The following is a 16986-nucleotide window of genomic DNA, read 5'->3' on the forward strand; positions in this document are numbered from 1 at the left end:
CAATTCGGATGATTGACATCCGATTCCAATAGCGTTGATGGTAACATACAGATTTGTTACCAGTTACCATATTTATCTAGAATTTTATTCATTTTTGTAAACTTGTCCGCACCTAAGCAGAGGCAAGTTTACAGACTAAAATATCAAGTGGTGCTAGTTATCTTAGGGCTGCTACGCTACCAATTGAATAAAGAAATAGACTGGTTATTTTGGTAAATATTGTGGGATGCGAATACATGCAGCGGCTAATAACGCGAGTATTTCCTCATCAAAAAAAGCCTCTGTAAATGCTTCAGCATCAATAATACCAATACATTGCTCGTGCTTATTAAATAAAGGCAAACACACCTCAGCTTTAACTTTAGGGTCGCACGTATAATATTCCCCTCCCCTAGCAACATACGCCGGTATATCGTTAATTACCCGTGCCTTTGCACTTAGTACCGTTTGAATATTATTTGACGTTGCTGCAAAAGCCTCTGTTATTGGAAATAATGGTCTGCTCGGCGCACCATGGTAAGCCAGTTTAAGCAGCTGCTTACCCTCTTGAGTTTCCCTAGCTTGATAGATCCCAAACCAGTCTACTGCGCTATGCGCAACCACAGCAGATACTATTGTTTGCAACTTGCTCAACGCATACTCATTAGATTCAGCTTTTTCTATATATTCCTGCAATAAAAAAGGCGTGTCTTGTAGGTTGCCAAATAAACTACAACTACCTGCTTCACCAAGCTCTGGGATTTGATAAGACCACACCGCCGAACTTGTGTTTTGCTCAAGGAATGTATCTACTTTGACTAGTTGCTGCTGTAAAAGCTCAGGTTGGATTGATAACCCACTTAAAGAAATATAACGTGACACTTTAGCCATCTAAACATCCAAATTAAAATTAATGCAAGACTAACACGCTGGTGTCACATTGCCAACTCAAAAGTAGTAGTTTTATAGCGGTTTTCAAGCTTTGGTATGAGTATAATAAAAGAGCGTCTGAGTTTGCTTTAAATAGATTCGGAGGTAAGTGAATACACCATTTCTAACTCATTCCCAGCGCTGTTATAGCTGACACTTTGTGCAATTTCCCCCAGCAAACTTACGCCCCGACCATGACTATACTCCTGCTTCACTTGATTACGTGTGCCCGCTTTAAAACCATTTCCGGAGTCACAAATAGAAAAATACAACTTAAGCTCTTCAGGGCTATAACGTACAGAAATAATGATCAATGCTTCTTTCAGCTCTTTTAAAACGCTCTCTCTGAGACAGTAATACTCAAAAAAGCCGTCTTCTTTATTTTTTATTTCTGAATCAAGACCCAATACACCATGATCAAGTGAGTTATTATATGCCTCTGATAGTAGTAAGAAGATATTGGAGCGATGTGCTGAAATTCCATCTACTTCGCTTAACAAATCAACCAACTCAAGCACTGGATCGGTTGTTTTCATCTGCTGTGCATCCAAGGAGAGTGATATATTGAATGGAAGGCTTGAATAATGAGATGGGACTGATGCCACAGATTCACTCGCCACACAGTTGATGATTGCAATGCTTAAATCATCTTGCTGCTCCCCACTTCCTGTAAACTCCCTCACTTCAGAAATGATTTGCTCGGTTGAAATAACAGGTCGGCTTGCTAGCAAACGTTTTAGTCTTCTCTCTCCATACATGTCCCCCCTATCAGATTCTGACTCTATGATACCATCCGTTGCCATGACCAAACGTTGTTCAGGGTTTACTTCAAAGTGCAATAAGTTTCGCTCAAATTCCTCTGTGTCCAATATCCCCAATGCCATATGCTGGCTTTCTATTGTTTTAATCAACTTGCCGTTTCTGTCAATAAGATAAAGATCTGGTAACCCACCGATCCAAGCAGAAATACTCTTACCTGAACTACTTAATTCAATGATGGCTGCGGCGCAAAACATATGTCCAGGTAATAATTCATTCAGAGCTGTATTCAATTCAACGGCAATATCACTTACCGCCATCCCTTTTTGAACCATGGTATAAAAGATCCTTGAAGCGGGTAATGCCCCCACTGCCGCAGCAAGTCCATGCCCAGTAAAATCGCCTAGTAGACAATAAAATCCTCCCATCGGACTTTTTGCCATTAAAAACATATCACCGTTAAACATAGAGGCTGGTGATAAATGATACTCGCATATCTCAGGATACGTTGTCTGCTGGGCTAGAGCATTACTAAATATATGCTCAACAATTTCATGCTCTCGTTCGATTTGATTGTAATGATACTCAAGCTGTCGTTTTTGTTCGTTACTTTGTTGACTAAGCCTTCGAGTTCTCGCATGTGCTTTTATTTTCGCCGACAAAATGACTTTATCAAACGGTTTGTGAATGAAATCATCCCCACCTACAGCGAGACACTTTTCAAAACTACTTTGATCTTCCAATGCGGTAATAAAAATGATTGGTAAGTACACATTTCCGGCATGCTGTTTTATTTTTGGCGCGGTTTCAAAGCCATCCATCACTGGCATCAACACATCCAACAAGACAATATCGATGTCATGAAGCGCGAGTATTTTTAGCGCCTCAGAACCATTATGAGCACAAAAAACAGTGTAAAATTGCTGCTCAAGCATTGTCGTGAGAAGTCTGCAATTCAGTATTTGATCATCAACAACCAAGATATTCATGAGGGTTTAATCTTGCTGTGATCAGTCAATATCGAACTTTTTATCAAATCTTGATATTTGAAGGATTTTTTTGAGTTGAGGGCGACAGTTACTTATATGAATACTAGAAACGGAAGTACCGAGTGTTTTCTTCATGTTCAGCAGCATACCCAGTGCAGAGCTATCCATGTAATCAGTTTCACGCAAATCGACCACTACCTTTTCGGTTTGATCGCTGACTTCCGCATAGGCTTGTCGGAACGACTGCACCAGATTAAAGTCAAACTTTCCCCTGATTTGAATTGTTAATGTTTTACCATCAGCAGAAGCATTTTTACTTAAGCTCATCTTTAAGCTCCTAAATTATTTTGATTTGTTTCCCCTCACCAGTTTAAATATAACGCTTAAAAAGCATTTAGCAAAAAATAAAAACATCTAATCTGCTTTTTGTTATCATCTTATAAAAGAACAGCTATAAGGCCAAATTAGATGTCAGAATCTAGACTCGTATACTCGACAGATATAGGTCGTATCGATACAAAAGAACCTAAAAAACAAATACAAGGAAAAGTATTTAAAGATGGTGCCGTACGCATTGAAAGGCAAACAAAAGGCCGAAAAGGTAAAGGCGTCATGTTGGTAGTGGGTATTGATGGTGAGCAGCACGACCTAAAAAAAATAGCTAAAACGCTAAAGTCTAAAATGGGGCAAGGCGGTGCAGTCAAAGAAGGAGTTATTGAAATCCAAGGTGATGATAGAGACAAGCTTAAACAGCTTCTAGAGGGTCAAGGTTTTAAGGTAAAAATCGCGGGCGGTTAATTGTTATAATACATAGGTTAAGACTTGTACGGTGTATCGCGTACAAGTCTTATCAAACTAAAAAGCAAAGCAATATGGATACCAATCGCAGTTAGTGAGCGGACCAATACAATCACAATAAACTATATCGTAGGAACGAACTTAAATATATCGGCTTCACAAAGTGGTGGGCTGTAGTAGTAACCCTGCACAATATAGCAATTGTTTTTCGCCAGGAATGCCATTTGAGCTTCGGTTTCCACTCCTTCAGCAATTACCTGTAAATTTAATTTTTGCGCCATTGCAATAATTGCTGCGGTAATTTCCATATCATTAGGATCTTCAGGTATATCTTTTACAAATGAGCGATCTATTTTGAGTATATCTACTGGAAAGCGCTTTATGTAGCTAAGCGAAGAGTAACCGGTACCAAAATCATCAATAGACAACGACACTCCTAATGATTTTATGTGCTTGAGTTGAGCAATTGCTGCTTCGACGTCTCCCATTAACATACTTTCTGTCAACTCAAGGTGCAGCTGCGTTGGTTCTATCTTTGTTTTTTCAATAATATCCGACAACGTTTTAATAAGCTGTGCATCTTTAAACTGCCGCGCTGACAAGTTAATGGATACATTGCCAATTTTACCAGCTGTTTTCAGTCGACGAGAAAAGTGACAGGCTTCTTCCAATACCCAAGCACCAAGCTCAACTATCAGCCCTGTTGCCTCTGCTATTGGAATAAATTTACTAGGAGGGATCGCCCCCTCGATTGGGTGAAACCAGCGGATCAACGCTTCATAGCCCACCACTTCTGTGGTTTCACTGTTTACCTGTGGTTGATAATACAGCGTAAACTGCTTCATTTTTATTGCCGTACGTAATTCGTTTTCGATATATAATCGCTCATTTGCTGCGGCATCTAGATCTTGGCTATAGAAATGATAGGTATTGCGGCCTTTGGCTTTGGCTTGATACATGGCCAAATCGGCATGTTTTAGGAGTTGCTCTTCTTCTTGGCTATCAAAAGGAGCCATTGTTATGCCAATACTCGCACTGACTATAACCTCGTTATTACCCAATTTGATTGGCTGTGAGAGCGTTTTTTGAATAATATTTGCCACGTCCATGGCTTTTTCTCGTTCATTAATACCACTGAGCAGTACCGCAAATTCATCACCACCTAACCTTGCAATGGTGTCCTCGGCACGAAGACGTTTTTTCAATCGTGTCGCGACTTCAAGGAGTAGGCGATCCCCAGCATCATGGCCTAAGGTATCATTGATCCGCTTAAACTCGTCTAAGTCAAAGTAAAATAAAGCAAAGGCGTAATGACCGCGCTCTGCAAGCGCCATCGATTTGCGCAGCTGCATTCTGAAGAAGGTACGGTTTGCAAGCCCCGTTAGCGTGTCAAAATATGCAAGCTCCTCCATCTTGCGCTGGCTTTCTTTAACAAACGAGATATCTTGAGCTGAAGCAACATAGCTTGAAATTGCACCGCCCTCTTCACGGATAGGCGAAACACTCAAACTCACCCAAATAGGTGCTTCTCGATTACCAGCAAGCATAGTATCACCGCGCCAATAGTTACGACTGCGCAAATCAATATCAATGTCATCAATTAAAATTGCCATGTCTTTTGAAATAATACTCAAAAGAGGTGAGCCTATAAAATGCAGTTCATCATAACCTGTCATTTCTTGCATCTTAGGGTTTACATACTCAATTTGAAAATGCTCATTAGTTAAAACCACCCCTGTGCCCGAAAAAGCCACTGCTTTAGATAACCTGTTTGCCGCTTTTTCGGCTATTTCTTTTTCGGTAATACGCTGATTTAGGCCGTTGACAAGTTGCCTGATCTCTACGCTCATATCATTAAAAGAGGCATTAAGCTGACCAATTTCATCGTCAGTGCTTGGCAGCGTTGGCATATCCCATTGACCACGACCGAACCCTTTTACCGCTTTAACTAGCGCATTGATACGTTTGAGCACCAATTGATATAAAACTTGATGTAATAACAGCGCAACAAAAATCGCGTAAAGAATAAACAAGCCAAAGAACTTCACCTTTAGTTCTTCTATTGCTGAAATAGCAGAAGCACGCTTTTTGTATATACCAATGTACCAATCTAAATTGGCAATATGGGTAACGTGCATAATATGCCATTTATCCCTGTGCTTAAATTCATCTTGAATATTAGGTAGCTTGGTAAATAGTGCTGCTTGTACTATTTTGCTTAACCCCTCGGGCAGCTCAGTGTAGTCTTGGAGTTTGCCAGTGATAGCAGTCGTTTGAAGTAAACCAGGCGCAGCTAATAAGCGCCCCTGTTTGTCAAAAACAATAAAATTTTGTTGTTGATCAGAGCGCGGAAGTTTCTCAAGTAGCGTCTCTAATTCAATATCACTCCCAGTTAGACCAATGTAGGTATCATCAAGATAAAGTGGAACCAAAATGCTGATCACCCATTTGTTCCATACTCGATCAAAATAAGCGCCTGACCACACGGCCTCGCGCGTTGGGTTTTGATCTGCATGTAGTATTGGCAAATTATGTAGCTGGTTATTGACTAACCGAGGGTCTTTGGCCAGCAGTGCATTTGGGGGCGCGACTCTCACAAAACCATCTTTTGTAGAAAGATAAAAGTTAAAGAAATCTTGTAACAGTGGAGGCGCGAGTATATTCCAAAGTAATTCCGACTCTGAAAAGAGCTTTTGCATAGCTTGTGAATCATTGCCATCAGTATACAGAGCAGCGGATAAGCCATTTCTTGCAGTGCTTGCAAGGTTATCACCCCGCTTTTCTATATTCGCGGGCGCGCCAGAGAAGTCTTCACTGCTGTAAAGAAGGTGCTTGGCGACAACAGAATTTGCTTGCTCAGCTAAGCTAGACTTTAACTCTAAGTAGCTTGAAAACTGACTGTTAACCTGTGCGCTGAAACGTTTTAGCTCATCATATTCTTCGTAGATTAACTGCTTTTCTTCAGATTTTAGCATCAATGCGGCCGCAAAAACGCCAGAGATCAGGCATATTGCCGAGATCAGCATCGATAATTTTACACTTAAGGAGTTCGCACCATATCTGGATGGTGGGCGACGATTACCCACAAGTTAGCCTATCTTCTATTTGTAGTGGTGTATTGCCTGAATATATCAGAATATTTTTCGACTCGCCAATAAGTTACGTTTGATTAACCTATATATAAGTCAAACAGATGAAGTGTCTCTATTGATAGCCCCTAAGAATTTTTTCCACCACATTCAAACTAGTACTTGTGTTTCGTTTTGGTTCTATGTTAATAATGTATTCGATTTCAAAATAAGGTTTGAAAAAATGAATTTCATCACACGCAACACATATTTCTTTTTTGGCTTCTTTAGGTGAAGAGGCTTGACTGTTCGCGAGTGAAAAAGAATAGCTAAGCCTCCCAACATCGGGGGGCTTTTTTTTGGCTAAATGGGAGTGAGGACCTATGACACAAGACACATTAGATGCCCTTAGGCATGACATCAATGAGATAGATTCAGAGTTATTAATACTACTGGCAAAACGCCGCCGCATTAGTCACGGCGTGCTTGAATATAAAATAGCCAACAATAAGCCAATCCGTGATGAAGCGCGTGAGCAAGCACTGCTAGAGAAATTAATCCGCTATGGTAAATCTCTGGGTCTAGATGCTTTTTACATAAACAGCGTTTTCCAAACCATCTTAGAAGACTCTGTATTAAACCAACAAGCCATGTTGCAAAAGAATTTAAATCCCGATGCTGTAGGTGATACACATCGCGTTGCTTACCTTGGCGGACAAGGGTCTTACAGCCAACTAGCATGCCATAAATATTTTAGCCGTCGTCCCGGCAAGCTTGTGGAAATGGGTTGCCAAAGCTTTGATCAAATCACCGAGCAAGTAGAAAAAGGCCAAGCCGATTTCGGCATTTTACCCATTGAAAATACCAGCTCTGGCAGCATAAACGAAGTATTCGATTTACTACAGCATGCGCAAGTCTCCATTGTGGGCGAAGTAACGCATACCGTGGAACATTGCTTACTAGCACTGCCTGACACAGAGTTACAAGCTATTGAAAAAATCTATGCGCACCCACAACCTTTTGCCCAGTGCAGCCGTTTCATTCAAGGCCTTGGCGATATTCAGCATGAAACATGCGACTCGACTTCAAGTGCGTTAAAGCATGCGGCTGAGCATCCAAATAGTGCAGCTATCGGCTCAGCTCAAGCAGGAAAAAACATGGGTCTTGAGGTAGTCAAGGCGGGTCTTGCAAATCAAACTGAAAACCATAGTCGTTTTATTGTGGTCGCAAGAAAAGCACTTCAAGTGTCCACTCAAATCCCAACTAAAACTAGTTTAATTATGGCCACCAAACAGCATGTTGGCTCACTTGCCGACGCGCTAATGGTATTTAAACAGCATAATATCAATATGGTTAAGTTAGAGTCACGCCCAGTACCTGGTAACCCTTGGGAAGAAGTTTTTTATGTAGATTTGCTTGCCAATATTGCAGACTCACAAGTCCAAGTGGCACTTGAAGAGTTAAAAGATCATACCCAGTTTGTACGCTTACTGGGCTGCTACCAGAGCGAATCGCTACAAGCTGTGGATGTATTATGATCCCAATTTAACTCAATACTTGCTCAATTTGAGGGATTAAATCTGACGCTAGCTGCGTTAAAAATTTCTCATATAGAGCAAATAGCAAAATTTTTGCCTTGCCTACAGGGAGGTAGGTACCTTGGCGATAGTAGGACGCGGTAGCGGGGCTATCGACAAGATTTTCTTGCCTCAAAATAGACCGCTTAATTAAGTAAATTGGCATAATCAACCATACTAAATCACTCTCATTGAGAAAAATAAAAAGCCAAAGCGCAAATTGCATTCTGGCTTTTTTGGTTGAGATTTATTTAACCTTAGGCTAGTCGCCGCTAAGACCAAGGAGCTCAATTTCTGAGATCTGTACTAAGCCATCGTTATTCGCATTTTTGCTAATGTTTAGACGATAACTGCGATAGGCAAAAGCATTGGAGAAAGTAAACACTCTTCGTTGTAAGCGTTCATCCCAGCGCTCACCTACCCAAACCGCGACTTCTGTCCACGTCTGACCACCATCATTAGATCCCAGTAGCTGAAAGTTTTCGGGATCGCGTTCTGGCGCATCATTGGCACTGGTGATAGCCAAACCACTCACAATCTGTGACGCAGTAAAATCAGCTTGGATCCAAGATGGTGATCCCTCTGTTGGCGGGCCTTGCCATTCATTGTGATCTAGCCATTTTGTCTCGGTATCATTATCAAACGCTTTTTGTTCACTTTCCGCATCTCCAATACGATTACGCGCGGTAAAGCTTGTTCCAGCCAAGTCAGACAAGTCTTCAAGTGCATACTGAGGTCCAGCGAGTTCAATTTCAGCTATTTGCACTAACCCATCATTATTCGCATTTTTACTGATAGACAAGCGATAATGTGTGTAAGCCAAGCCATTAGCAAACGCAAAGGCTCGACGTTCAAAACGCGATTCAAACGGCTCCCCTACCCAGGTATTTAATAATTGCCATACTTCCCCATCGTGAGATGCCAAAAGTTGGAAGTTTTCAGGGTCACGCTCCGGCGCATCATTGGCGCTGGTAATGTACAAAGTATTTACCGCTTGCGCTTGTGGTAAGCTTACTTGAACCCAAGCTGGATCTTCAGCAGTGGGAGGCCCCTGCCAATCGTTGTGATCGAGCCACTTAGTCTCAACATTTTTATCAAAGGCTTGCGCTGCGCTCTCTGAATCGCTAATACTAAAACGCGCCGTGTAACTCGCACCTTGAACTTGTGCATGATCTAATCCAGAGATTTCTGGGCCGATTAATTCAATCTCAGCAAGCTGCATCAAACCATCATTATTTTTGTTCTTGGTTATCTCAAGGCGATAGCTTTGATATGACAATTGATTCGCTACCGCAAAGCTTTGGCGCTCTCCTCTTGCTTCAAAAGATTCACCAACCCAATTACTCAACTGCTGCCATGTAACTCCGTTATCGTTAGAGCCAAATAAAGCAAAGTTCTCAGGATCTCGCTCAGGAGCATCATTGGCGCTCGTTATCGCAAGCTGATTAACTGCCACCGCCTCATTAAAATCTACTTGGATCCATGAAGGCGCTTCGACAGTAGGTGGGCCTTGCCAATCATTATGATCCAGCCACTTAGTGGTTGGGTCGTTATCAAATGCCTTATCTTGGTTTTCTGCCTCACCGATACTGTTGCTTGCCGTGACCGCAAACGTCTCAGTATCCGTATGGTCAACGCTCGGATAAACCGGCCCAACAAATTGAATTTCTCCAATTTGCAGTAAACCATCGTTATTTTTGTTTTTTGTCACAGCAATTCGGTAGCTGGTATATTTTTGCGCATTACCAAATACAAAGCCTTGACGTTCAAAGCGCGCTTCAAACGACGCCCCAACCACATTGCCCAAATTAACCCAACTCGCGCCCTCATCGTTAGAAGCTAATAACGAGAAGTTTTCTGGATCTCGCTCTGGGGCATCGTTAGCACTGGTAATGTAAACACCACTAATTGCTTGTTGAGTGGGAAAATCCACTTGGATCCAAGATGGTGCTTCCTCTGTCGGTGGCCCCTGCCAATCATTGTGGTCAAGCCATTTAGTTTGCGGATCGCCATCAAATGCCTTGTCTGCACTCTCGGCGTCACTAATCGCATTTCTTGCTGTAATAGTGGCACCTGATGTCACGACTTGCAGCATGGGTCCGGTGGATACCGGCTCATCAAATAGTGGTAGTGCTAAGTCCATAATACTATCGGCACTAAGACCTAGCTGCTTCGTTAATGGGTGAGCTTGCAGCGCGTTGTAGATTGGCAATCGAAGCGCTTCAAGTGCAGCTTCATCACCGCCAAGTGCGGCGCTAAGATTACTAGCAGAGTCGCTTAAGATACCTTGCAAGGAACCTTGCTCGTCAAACTGTGCAAACGCAGCATTGAATAGGGAAAGCTTTTGCACACTCTCGGAAACATACGTCATCTCGCAACTTTGCTCACCAGAGTCAGAGGTTATGCAAGTTTCCCCTAATTCAAAATTCGTTAATTGGTCAGCGCTAACCACAGGTAACTCAAAAACATTAGTGTCCCCTGTTTGCCAGCCAAGAGCCCGAAGCAATATCGCAGACATCTGGGCTTTTGCCAGTGCCATTAATTCGGGAGTGGAGACATTACGCCCCTCGGCAATCTGCTGCTCCACCAGCATGGTTGCTAGTGTCGTCAAGGCGTTAATTTGTAAGGTAGCATCAGCACTACCATCGGCATTTGAACCAAACGGCACGGCAACATGACTTAGAGTAGCCAAAGTCACACCAGAAATGTAATCGCCACTTACCTGCTCCCCAATACCTACTGAGCCACAGCGACTCGCGTCGCAGCGCATCTGCGAGCCTTCGCTCGTTGTGGCGGTCACTTTAATAGTAGAATTAATACCAAACCCAGCTTTACCAGTCAGTTCTATAAACCATTCCCCCGTTTGACTGGTTGTCGAGTTCTCATCCATCATCATGCTAGAGCCATTGAGCGCCGTCACCGAAATGCGGGCTTGACTCAACGCGCCTTTTATCACTGAACCTGATACTTCTGCCGTCGTCACAACAGGGGTTACTGGCACTTTTTCAACTTTTGGAGCATCGCTCCCGCCGCCACATGCAGCCAATAAACTGCTAACGGCAATGAGCGGGATCGCATTTCTTATTTTATTTAACGTGTTCATATTTATCCCTTCTTACATATCAACCAACTCGTGTGAATAGGTTGATATAAACGCACCACAAGCAGGTGATAAGCCGTGATATTGTTTCTCGTTGTACTGACACGACTTCACCCGGTTTGCATTACTTTATGGTTATCGCCAAAGTTAAAATCGGTAGGTGATCCCGGCATAGTAGCGCTGCCCGGTGTAGCTGCTGCTGCGCAATCTCGCTTTAGAATCTTCACCATAAAAGGTTCTCGGTTCTTCTTTGGTTAGGTTGATAACAGACGCGGTTAGGATCAGGTTTTCCATCAAGTTATAAGAAGCGTTCACATCAACTTGTTGATATGGTTCCTGATATACAGTGAGCCCGTCGGCAAGCCCCAAAGCGGTCTCTCCTCGGCGGTTATATGATGCTCTGACACTGAAAGTGTCATTCTCGTAATAGACGGAGAAGTTAAATTGATTATCTGCACTACCGACAAGTGCAGACTCACCGACCTTTTCACCGTCTACGCTAATGTCTGCCTGATTGGTATCGTTTAGGGTGTAGTTAACGTTGAGACCAAAGCCATTATCGAACGCATGTTGTGCAAACAGCTCTACTCCCCGAGAGGTTGCGTTTGTACCATTGGCGGTGGTGGTAAACGGCGTGACGGTAATATCACCCGGCGGCACAATTTCAACACCGGTAAAAGGGTTATTAAAGCCCTCAAACGGCCTTACTGAGGTAATGATCAAGGGCACGATAAAGTTATCTACGTCTTTGTTGAATACCGCAATACCAACCGCAGATCCTTCGCCATAATAATACTCCGCAGATAAATCCATCTGTACCGATTCAAATGGTTTTAGCGCTTTGTTACCCCCTGAACCACGCCATCCAGGCTCCACAGGGTTGCCTCTAAACTCTAGCCTGTCGTCTGCCCATTCTTGAGAGATAAAGGTTAACTGCTCGGGTGCTCCCATGTCGTTGAACGGGGCTCGAGACATCGTTTTGGCGATAGCACCTCGTATAACAAGATTGTCGCTGGCATCCCAGACAATATTGAAGCTAGGTAAAAATTGCGAGTCGGTTACGGTACGCACGGTGGTGGTTTCAACGTCAATAAGGCGCTCATCACCTAAGATATCTTCTTCGGTGACATCATCAATGTCATCTAAAAAGTAGTTAATTTTATCCGATGACATAATCTGCGTTTCAGTCTCGACATAGCGTACCCCAATGTTTCCTCTAAAATCTCCAAAAGAAAAATCGGCTTGTAGATAGGCGGCCATGATCTCTTCTTCTATGTCGAACACAAAATCAGGCTCACGGCGCGTGTGCTTAACATATTCACTGGTCACGATTTCGCGGTATCTATCCCAATTGATCGTGGGCATGGTATTTACTTCAAAGCCGCCTGGGATATTTTGTTCAGACGTTGTATTCAAAATATCTTCCAGTTTTGGCATACCACCAATCCACTGGTAAGACACCTCATCAATGGCACCTTGACTGAATGGATCAAGCTCGCCACTGGCAATTCTGTCAGCCCCATCTTGAGTGATGAAGAAGGTGTTGTTGGTTTCGCGATGCAGTGTCGCTTTACGATATTTAGCACCAACATGCAGCGTATCAACGATGCCGTACCCGACGCGATAATCAAGGTCTAACTGGGCATAGTCCTCTTCTAAGTCACTGACGACAAAGCTTGAACCTGTCGAACCCGGGTCGGGATCGCCGGCAATACCAGCCTGAAGGTTAGACAGCAAAGCGGGATCGGCGTACAGCGACACTCTGTCGCCTAATCGCCACCCAGCAAATGAAGCGGCGTTTTCAATCTGTCCAGAATCGCTGCGACTCGCAGGTTGGCCGCTTTTATACGCCGCGCTCCAAGATTCTGAAGGGCCTCCGCTGGCTTCAGTGTGACCCAATTTACCACGTAAATCATATAAATCACCGGCATATTCAAAAGCGAAGTCGTAGGTATCCGAGGTGTCTTTTTCTACCGTGTAACTACCAATGATCCAAGGAAATTCAAGATTCCCTTCAGTGCCACCAGCGCCACTGGTGAAGTCCATGCCTGTCACAATCGTACCGGTTTCGTCTAGGGTAATACCGGTAAGGTAATCTGGGCTGTACTTCCACTCTGGGATCCACATTTGTGACGTGGTGCGATTTTGCCCAAGCTCAAAATGAAAATGATTGAATGTTAAAGATAAATCGTCTACTGGACGCCATTGAATGGTGGCTTGTAACCCCTGACGTTCACGTTTTTCTTTGGTTACCCCAACACCTGCAACTTGCGGTGCCCAAACACCATCATAAACGTTACCATAAGCATCTTCTAACGCTGCAAATCGACGTGTACTATCAGCAATCACATTGCCCGCCGTGTCCGTTGCTGGTAATTCTGAACTTGTTGCCCAACGCCAACCGCCACCGCCCGACATATCACCGCCTAAAGACCGGTTGGTGCGGTCTTGATTGGTATAACCAACTAGCAAGCCAAAGGTTTCTTCTTCGTTTTTCCAAGAATAAACACCGCTAAAATTAGGCTCGTACTCTTCAGTCACATCAGCGTAGGTATATTCAACATTTAACGCCCCAGAATTTGCCTCCATATCCAGTGGTTTACGGCTGTGTAGAATAACCGTGCCGCCGACCCCACCTTCATCTAAACGCGCCTCAGAAGACTTAAACACTTCAACCGATTGCACCATGGTAGACGGCAACAAAGAGTAACTAAAAGAGCGCGACGGCGAGCCCGGAGAAGAAGCGATAAAATTGCCGTTTAACTGCGTAAAAGTAAGATCAGAGGAAAGGCCACGAATACTGACGTTTTCCCCTTCCCCGCCACTACGAGAAATCACCACACCGGGTACACGTTGCAGTGAATCCGCCACATTTTTATCGGGAAACTTGCCAATATCTTCTGCTGTAATGGCATCCACAATCGCGTTTGATAAACGCTTAATCGCCAAGTTTTCAGCCATAGATGCGCGGATCCCGCGCACCTCAATCGTTTCGATTTCCTGCGCCTGCTCTGTTTCGGCTTCTTCAGCCATTGCCCAGTTAGTCGCTGATAATATCGCAAGAGCGAGTACAGACTTGCTAAATTGCCGTGAATTTCCTGCTGCATGGCTTCTGTTATTATTATTGGCCATTACTATCTCCAAATTTTTATTTTTATAAAATCATGCGTCCCTTGCTGCTCCATGACGGATGATCTTATGACAACCCTTTTTGGCTTCCTTAAAGGGGGGCAACCAATTGTAATACTCGTTCAGCATAGTGAGTGCATTAACAAAAGTGATAATAGAATATCGGTTTGGAATAAAACAAAATCGGCGTAAAGGTTAAAAAAGATGCAAACCTTCATACGCTGCATTACCGAAGAAGTATGCGCTATATTCACAAAATATGACGATATTGGATAGTTTTGTATCAGGATGGGAATAGATAACCGCAAGAAAAAAAAGAAGAAATAAAAGAGTCCTGAACTTCACTTGCCCAACTAAAATATTTAATTCCAATAAATCAACCAAAGAGAATAAAATAATTCTGGTAAAAATGGTACGTATGCCAACTTTGGGTTCTACTAGTCTGTAAAAGCTGATCACTCAAAAAAGAGATAAAGTGCAGTAACCACTAAATAGCCTGAAGTGCTAATAACAAACCTATTAACGCTTATTGTAAACAACAATGGTTTACGCCCCAAAAACCACGTTCTGCACTAAATCTAACGCTGCTGGCGCTGCAACTCCCTAGTCGACTGACGCTAATTTTTTGCGTAGCTGTGAAGGAATATCACCAAATAATCGACGAAATTGCTTACTAAAATAACTAGGCTCTGAAAAACCACATTGATAGGCAACCTGCGACACAGGTAAACGGGTTTCAACTAATAGCTTTCTGGCATTTTCTAATCTGACTTCATTAATAAACTGGTTTGGGGTTTTTGCTAGGTGCTTTTTAAACCTACGCTCTAGTGCGCTCACGGAGAGGTGAGCTACGTCTGCTAATTCTTCGATGCAGATATGACGATGATAATTGGTACGAATAAATTCAACGGGAGCTTCGATTGCTCTAACATGAGAGAGCGCCTTTGACGTTTTTTCAAGATGCCGAGTGACACCATACGTACCCAAAGTATTACCATTTTCATCTAATAGCACATGCTTAGATGTAGAAAACCATGCCAAATCACCGCTACTCGTTTGATTTAACTCTAGTCTATCTGTCACTATGTACCCTTCCATCACCCGCTTATCATCATTTACATATTGAAATGCCAAATGTGGTGGCGAGAAGTCGAAATCGGTTTTGTACAATATTTGTTCTAATGCTTTATAACCTTGGTGCTCAACAAACTGTTGATTCGCGTGCACTATCCTACTGTCTGTATCTTTCACCCAAAAAAGAATATCTGGGATCAAATCAAACGCCGCTATTAGTTGATTGACCCCAGCTTGAGTCAAAATGCTTTGCTCTATCACACCCTTTCCCATCTTAACAAAATGAACTAAACCAATTTATTTAAACGCCGATTTTGTTGCATTGTCAACCGAATTTTTATTACCGCTGAGGTATGGCACTTCCCTATTATCAATAGCATCAGATCAACTCACCTTGATAACTCGATGGAGCTAAACAATGGATAATTGCAAAATCCGTATGGCCATGGTTGGTGGTGGTGAAGGTGCTTTTATAGGCGCTGTACACCGAATTGCAGCACGTTTGGACGGCCAGATAGAATTAGTAGCAGGCGCTTTTAGCTCAGATCCACAGAAAAGTATAACAATGGGTAAACAGCTAGGGTTAGCACCAACACGTTGCTATGATGACTACCACATGTTATTGCAATCTGAAGCTGCGCTTCCTGAGTCTGAACGCATTCATTTTGTCGCTATTGTGACACCAAATCACCTGCATTTTCCGATAGCGGCAAAAGCTATCGAGTATGGCTTTCATGTATTAAGCGACAAGCCTGCAACGCTGAATTTGTCCGAAGCATTACAACTACAAACCTTATTACAACAGACAAATTGCCTGTATGGGTTGACTCATACCTATACAGGTTACCCCATGGTGAAAGAGGCACGCCACCGTATTGCCACAGGAGAACTTGGTAATATTCGTAAAGTCGTTGTTGAATACAGTCAAGGATGGCTTGCAAGTGAAGATGACGAACAAAGTAAACAAGCAAGTTGGCGCTTAGATGCGAGTCAATCTGGGATCAGCTGCTGTATGGGTGATATTGGCGTACATGCAGCCAACCTCACCGAATATGTAAGTGGCTTAACTATCACTTCTCTTTGTGCCGATTTAAACACCGTTGTTTGTGGGCGCCAGCTAGATGATGACGGCACGGTATTATTACGTTTTGATAATGGTGCAAAAGGCGTGCTACTAGCAAGTCAAATAGCACTTGGTGAGGAAAATAATCTCACGTTAAAAATCTATGGCGACAAAGCCAGTATCGAGTGGTCACAAATGGAGCCTAATAGCCTCTGGCTACGCATGAAAGATGCACCGGCTCAGTTACTCCGCACAGGAGCCGGCACGCTTTGCCACGCCGCGACCAATGCGACCCGTGTGCCAGCAGGTCACCCTGAAGGCTATCTAGAGGCCTTTGCCAATATTTATCTTAATTTTGCCATGCTTATTCAAGCGCGCCAGCAACAACCGGATGTCCAGCCAGAAGACTTTGACGTACCGAGTATTCAAGCGGCAGTTCGCGGTATGGCATTTATAGAAAACGCAGTTGCTGCCAGTGCAAAAGAAACCAAGTGGCACCCTTTTAACATCGGATAAAATA

At 43.2% G+C, this 16986-nt stretch carries 10 protein-coding genes; 3 read left to right on the plus strand and 7 right to left on the minus strand.

All coding sequences use genetic code 11. The features are described from left to right. Positions 1 to 204 precede the first annotated feature (204 nt). From HUZ36_RS18520 to HUZ36_RS18530, 3 genes are all read right to left on the minus strand, one after another. On the minus strand, positions 205 to 870 hold the full coding sequence (locus tag HUZ36_RS18520; protein WP_176033645.1) for a GAF domain-containing protein: 666 nt from the start codon (positions 868 to 870) through the stop codon (positions 205 to 207). Positions 871 to 998: 128 nt separating this feature from the next. Beyond that, positions 999 to 2657: a fused response regulator/phosphatase gene (locus HUZ36_RS18525; RefSeq protein WP_176033646.1), complete on the minus strand. Its 1659-nt coding sequence runs from the start codon at positions 2655 to 2657 to the stop codon at positions 999 to 1001. Positions 2658 to 2678: 21 nt separating this feature from the next. Next, complete coding sequence (locus tag HUZ36_RS18530) at positions 2679 to 2984, minus strand: STAS domain-containing protein (protein WP_128731259.1); 306 nt, start codon at positions 2982 to 2984, stop codon at positions 2679 to 2681. 141 nt (positions 2985 to 3125) lie between these two features. On the opposite strand from HUZ36_RS18530, the gene HUZ36_RS18535 reads away from it, so the two are divergent. Further along, positions 3126 to 3455 carry a stress response translation initiation inhibitor YciH gene (locus HUZ36_RS18535; RefSeq protein ID WP_176033647.1) on the plus strand — a complete coding sequence of 110 codons (330 nt, stop codon included), beginning with the start codon at positions 3126 to 3128 and terminating at the stop codon, positions 3453 to 3455. Between the two features lie 122 nt (positions 3456 to 3577). Here HUZ36_RS18535 and HUZ36_RS18540 read toward each other — a convergent pair whose 3' ends face one another. After that, complete coding sequence (locus tag HUZ36_RS18540) at positions 3578 to 6541, minus strand: EAL domain-containing protein (protein ID WP_147388859.1); 2964 nt, start codon at positions 6539 to 6541, stop codon at positions 3578 to 3580. 365 nt (positions 6542 to 6906) lie between these two features. On the opposite strand from HUZ36_RS18540, the gene pheA reads away from it, so the two are divergent. Then, complete coding sequence (gene pheA / locus HUZ36_RS18545) at positions 6907 to 8061, plus strand: prephenate dehydratase (RefSeq protein ID WP_125254099.1); 1155 nt, start codon at positions 6907 to 6909, stop codon at positions 8059 to 8061. 301 nt (positions 8062 to 8362) lie between these two features. Here the strand turns inward: pheA and HUZ36_RS18550 are convergent, their stop codons facing one another. From HUZ36_RS18550 to HUZ36_RS18560, 3 genes are all read right to left on the minus strand, one after another. Continuing rightward, positions 8363 to 11203: a discoidin domain-containing protein gene (locus tag HUZ36_RS18550; RefSeq protein ID WP_176033648.1), complete on the minus strand. Its 2841-nt coding sequence runs from the start codon at positions 11201 to 11203 to the stop codon at positions 8363 to 8365. 144 nt (positions 11204 to 11347) lie between these two features. Beyond that, a complete protein-coding gene (locus HUZ36_RS18555) occupies positions 11348 to 14332 on the minus strand; it encodes a TonB-dependent receptor (protein WP_176033649.1) in 2985 nt (994 codons plus the stop codon). 600 nt (positions 14333 to 14932) lie between these two features. Beyond that, positions 14933 to 15664 (minus strand): AraC family transcriptional regulator, encoded by a 732-nt coding sequence (locus tag HUZ36_RS18560; RefSeq protein ID WP_176033650.1) that lies wholly within the window; start codon positions 15662 to 15664, stop codon positions 14933 to 14935. Between the two features lie 157 nt (positions 15665 to 15821). Here HUZ36_RS18560 and HUZ36_RS18565 point away from each other — a divergent pair, with 157 nt between their 5' ends. Then, on the plus strand, positions 15822 to 16982 hold the full coding sequence (locus HUZ36_RS18565) for a Gfo/Idh/MocA family protein (RefSeq protein ID WP_176033651.1): 1161 nt from the start codon (positions 15822 to 15824) through the stop codon (positions 16980 to 16982). Positions 16983 to 16986 lie beyond the last annotated feature (4 nt).

Origin of the sequence: Pseudoalteromonas sp. McH1-7, from assembly GCF_013366255.1 — a bacterium.
GTDB lineage: Bacteria > Pseudomonadota > Gammaproteobacteria > Enterobacterales > Alteromonadaceae > Pseudoalteromonas > Pseudoalteromonas peptidolytica.

Bases quoted from the DNA above. Each gene is read 5' to 3' on its own strand.
- HUZ36_RS18530 (WP_128731259.1), bottom strand. From the start codon at position 2,984: ATGAGCTTAAGTAAAAATGCTTCTGCTGATGGTAAAACATTAACAATT.
- HUZ36_RS18550 (WP_176033648.1), bottom strand. From the start codon at position 11,203: ATGAACACGTTAAATAAAATAAGAAATGCGATCCCGCTCATTGCCGTT.
- HUZ36_RS18525 (WP_176033646.1), bottom strand. From the start codon at position 2,657: ATGAATATCTTGGTTGTTGATGATCAAATACTGAATTGCAGACTTCTC.
- HUZ36_RS18555 (WP_176033649.1), bottom strand. From the start codon at position 14,332: ATGGCCAATAATAATAACAGAAGCCATGCAGCAGGAAATTCACGGCAA.
- HUZ36_RS18520 (WP_176033645.1), bottom strand. From the start codon at position 870: ATGGCTAAAGTGTCACGTTATATTTCTTTAAGTGGGTTATCAATCCAA.
- HUZ36_RS18535 (WP_176033647.1), top strand. From the start codon at position 3,126: ATGTCAGAATCTAGACTCGTATACTCGACAGATATAGGTCGTATCGAT.
- pheA (WP_125254099.1), top strand. From the start codon at position 6,907: ATGACACAAGACACATTAGATGCCCTTAGGCATGACATCAATGAGATA.
- HUZ36_RS18565 (WP_176033651.1), top strand. From the start codon at position 15,822: ATGGATAATTGCAAAATCCGTATGGCCATGGTTGGTGGTGGTGAAGGT.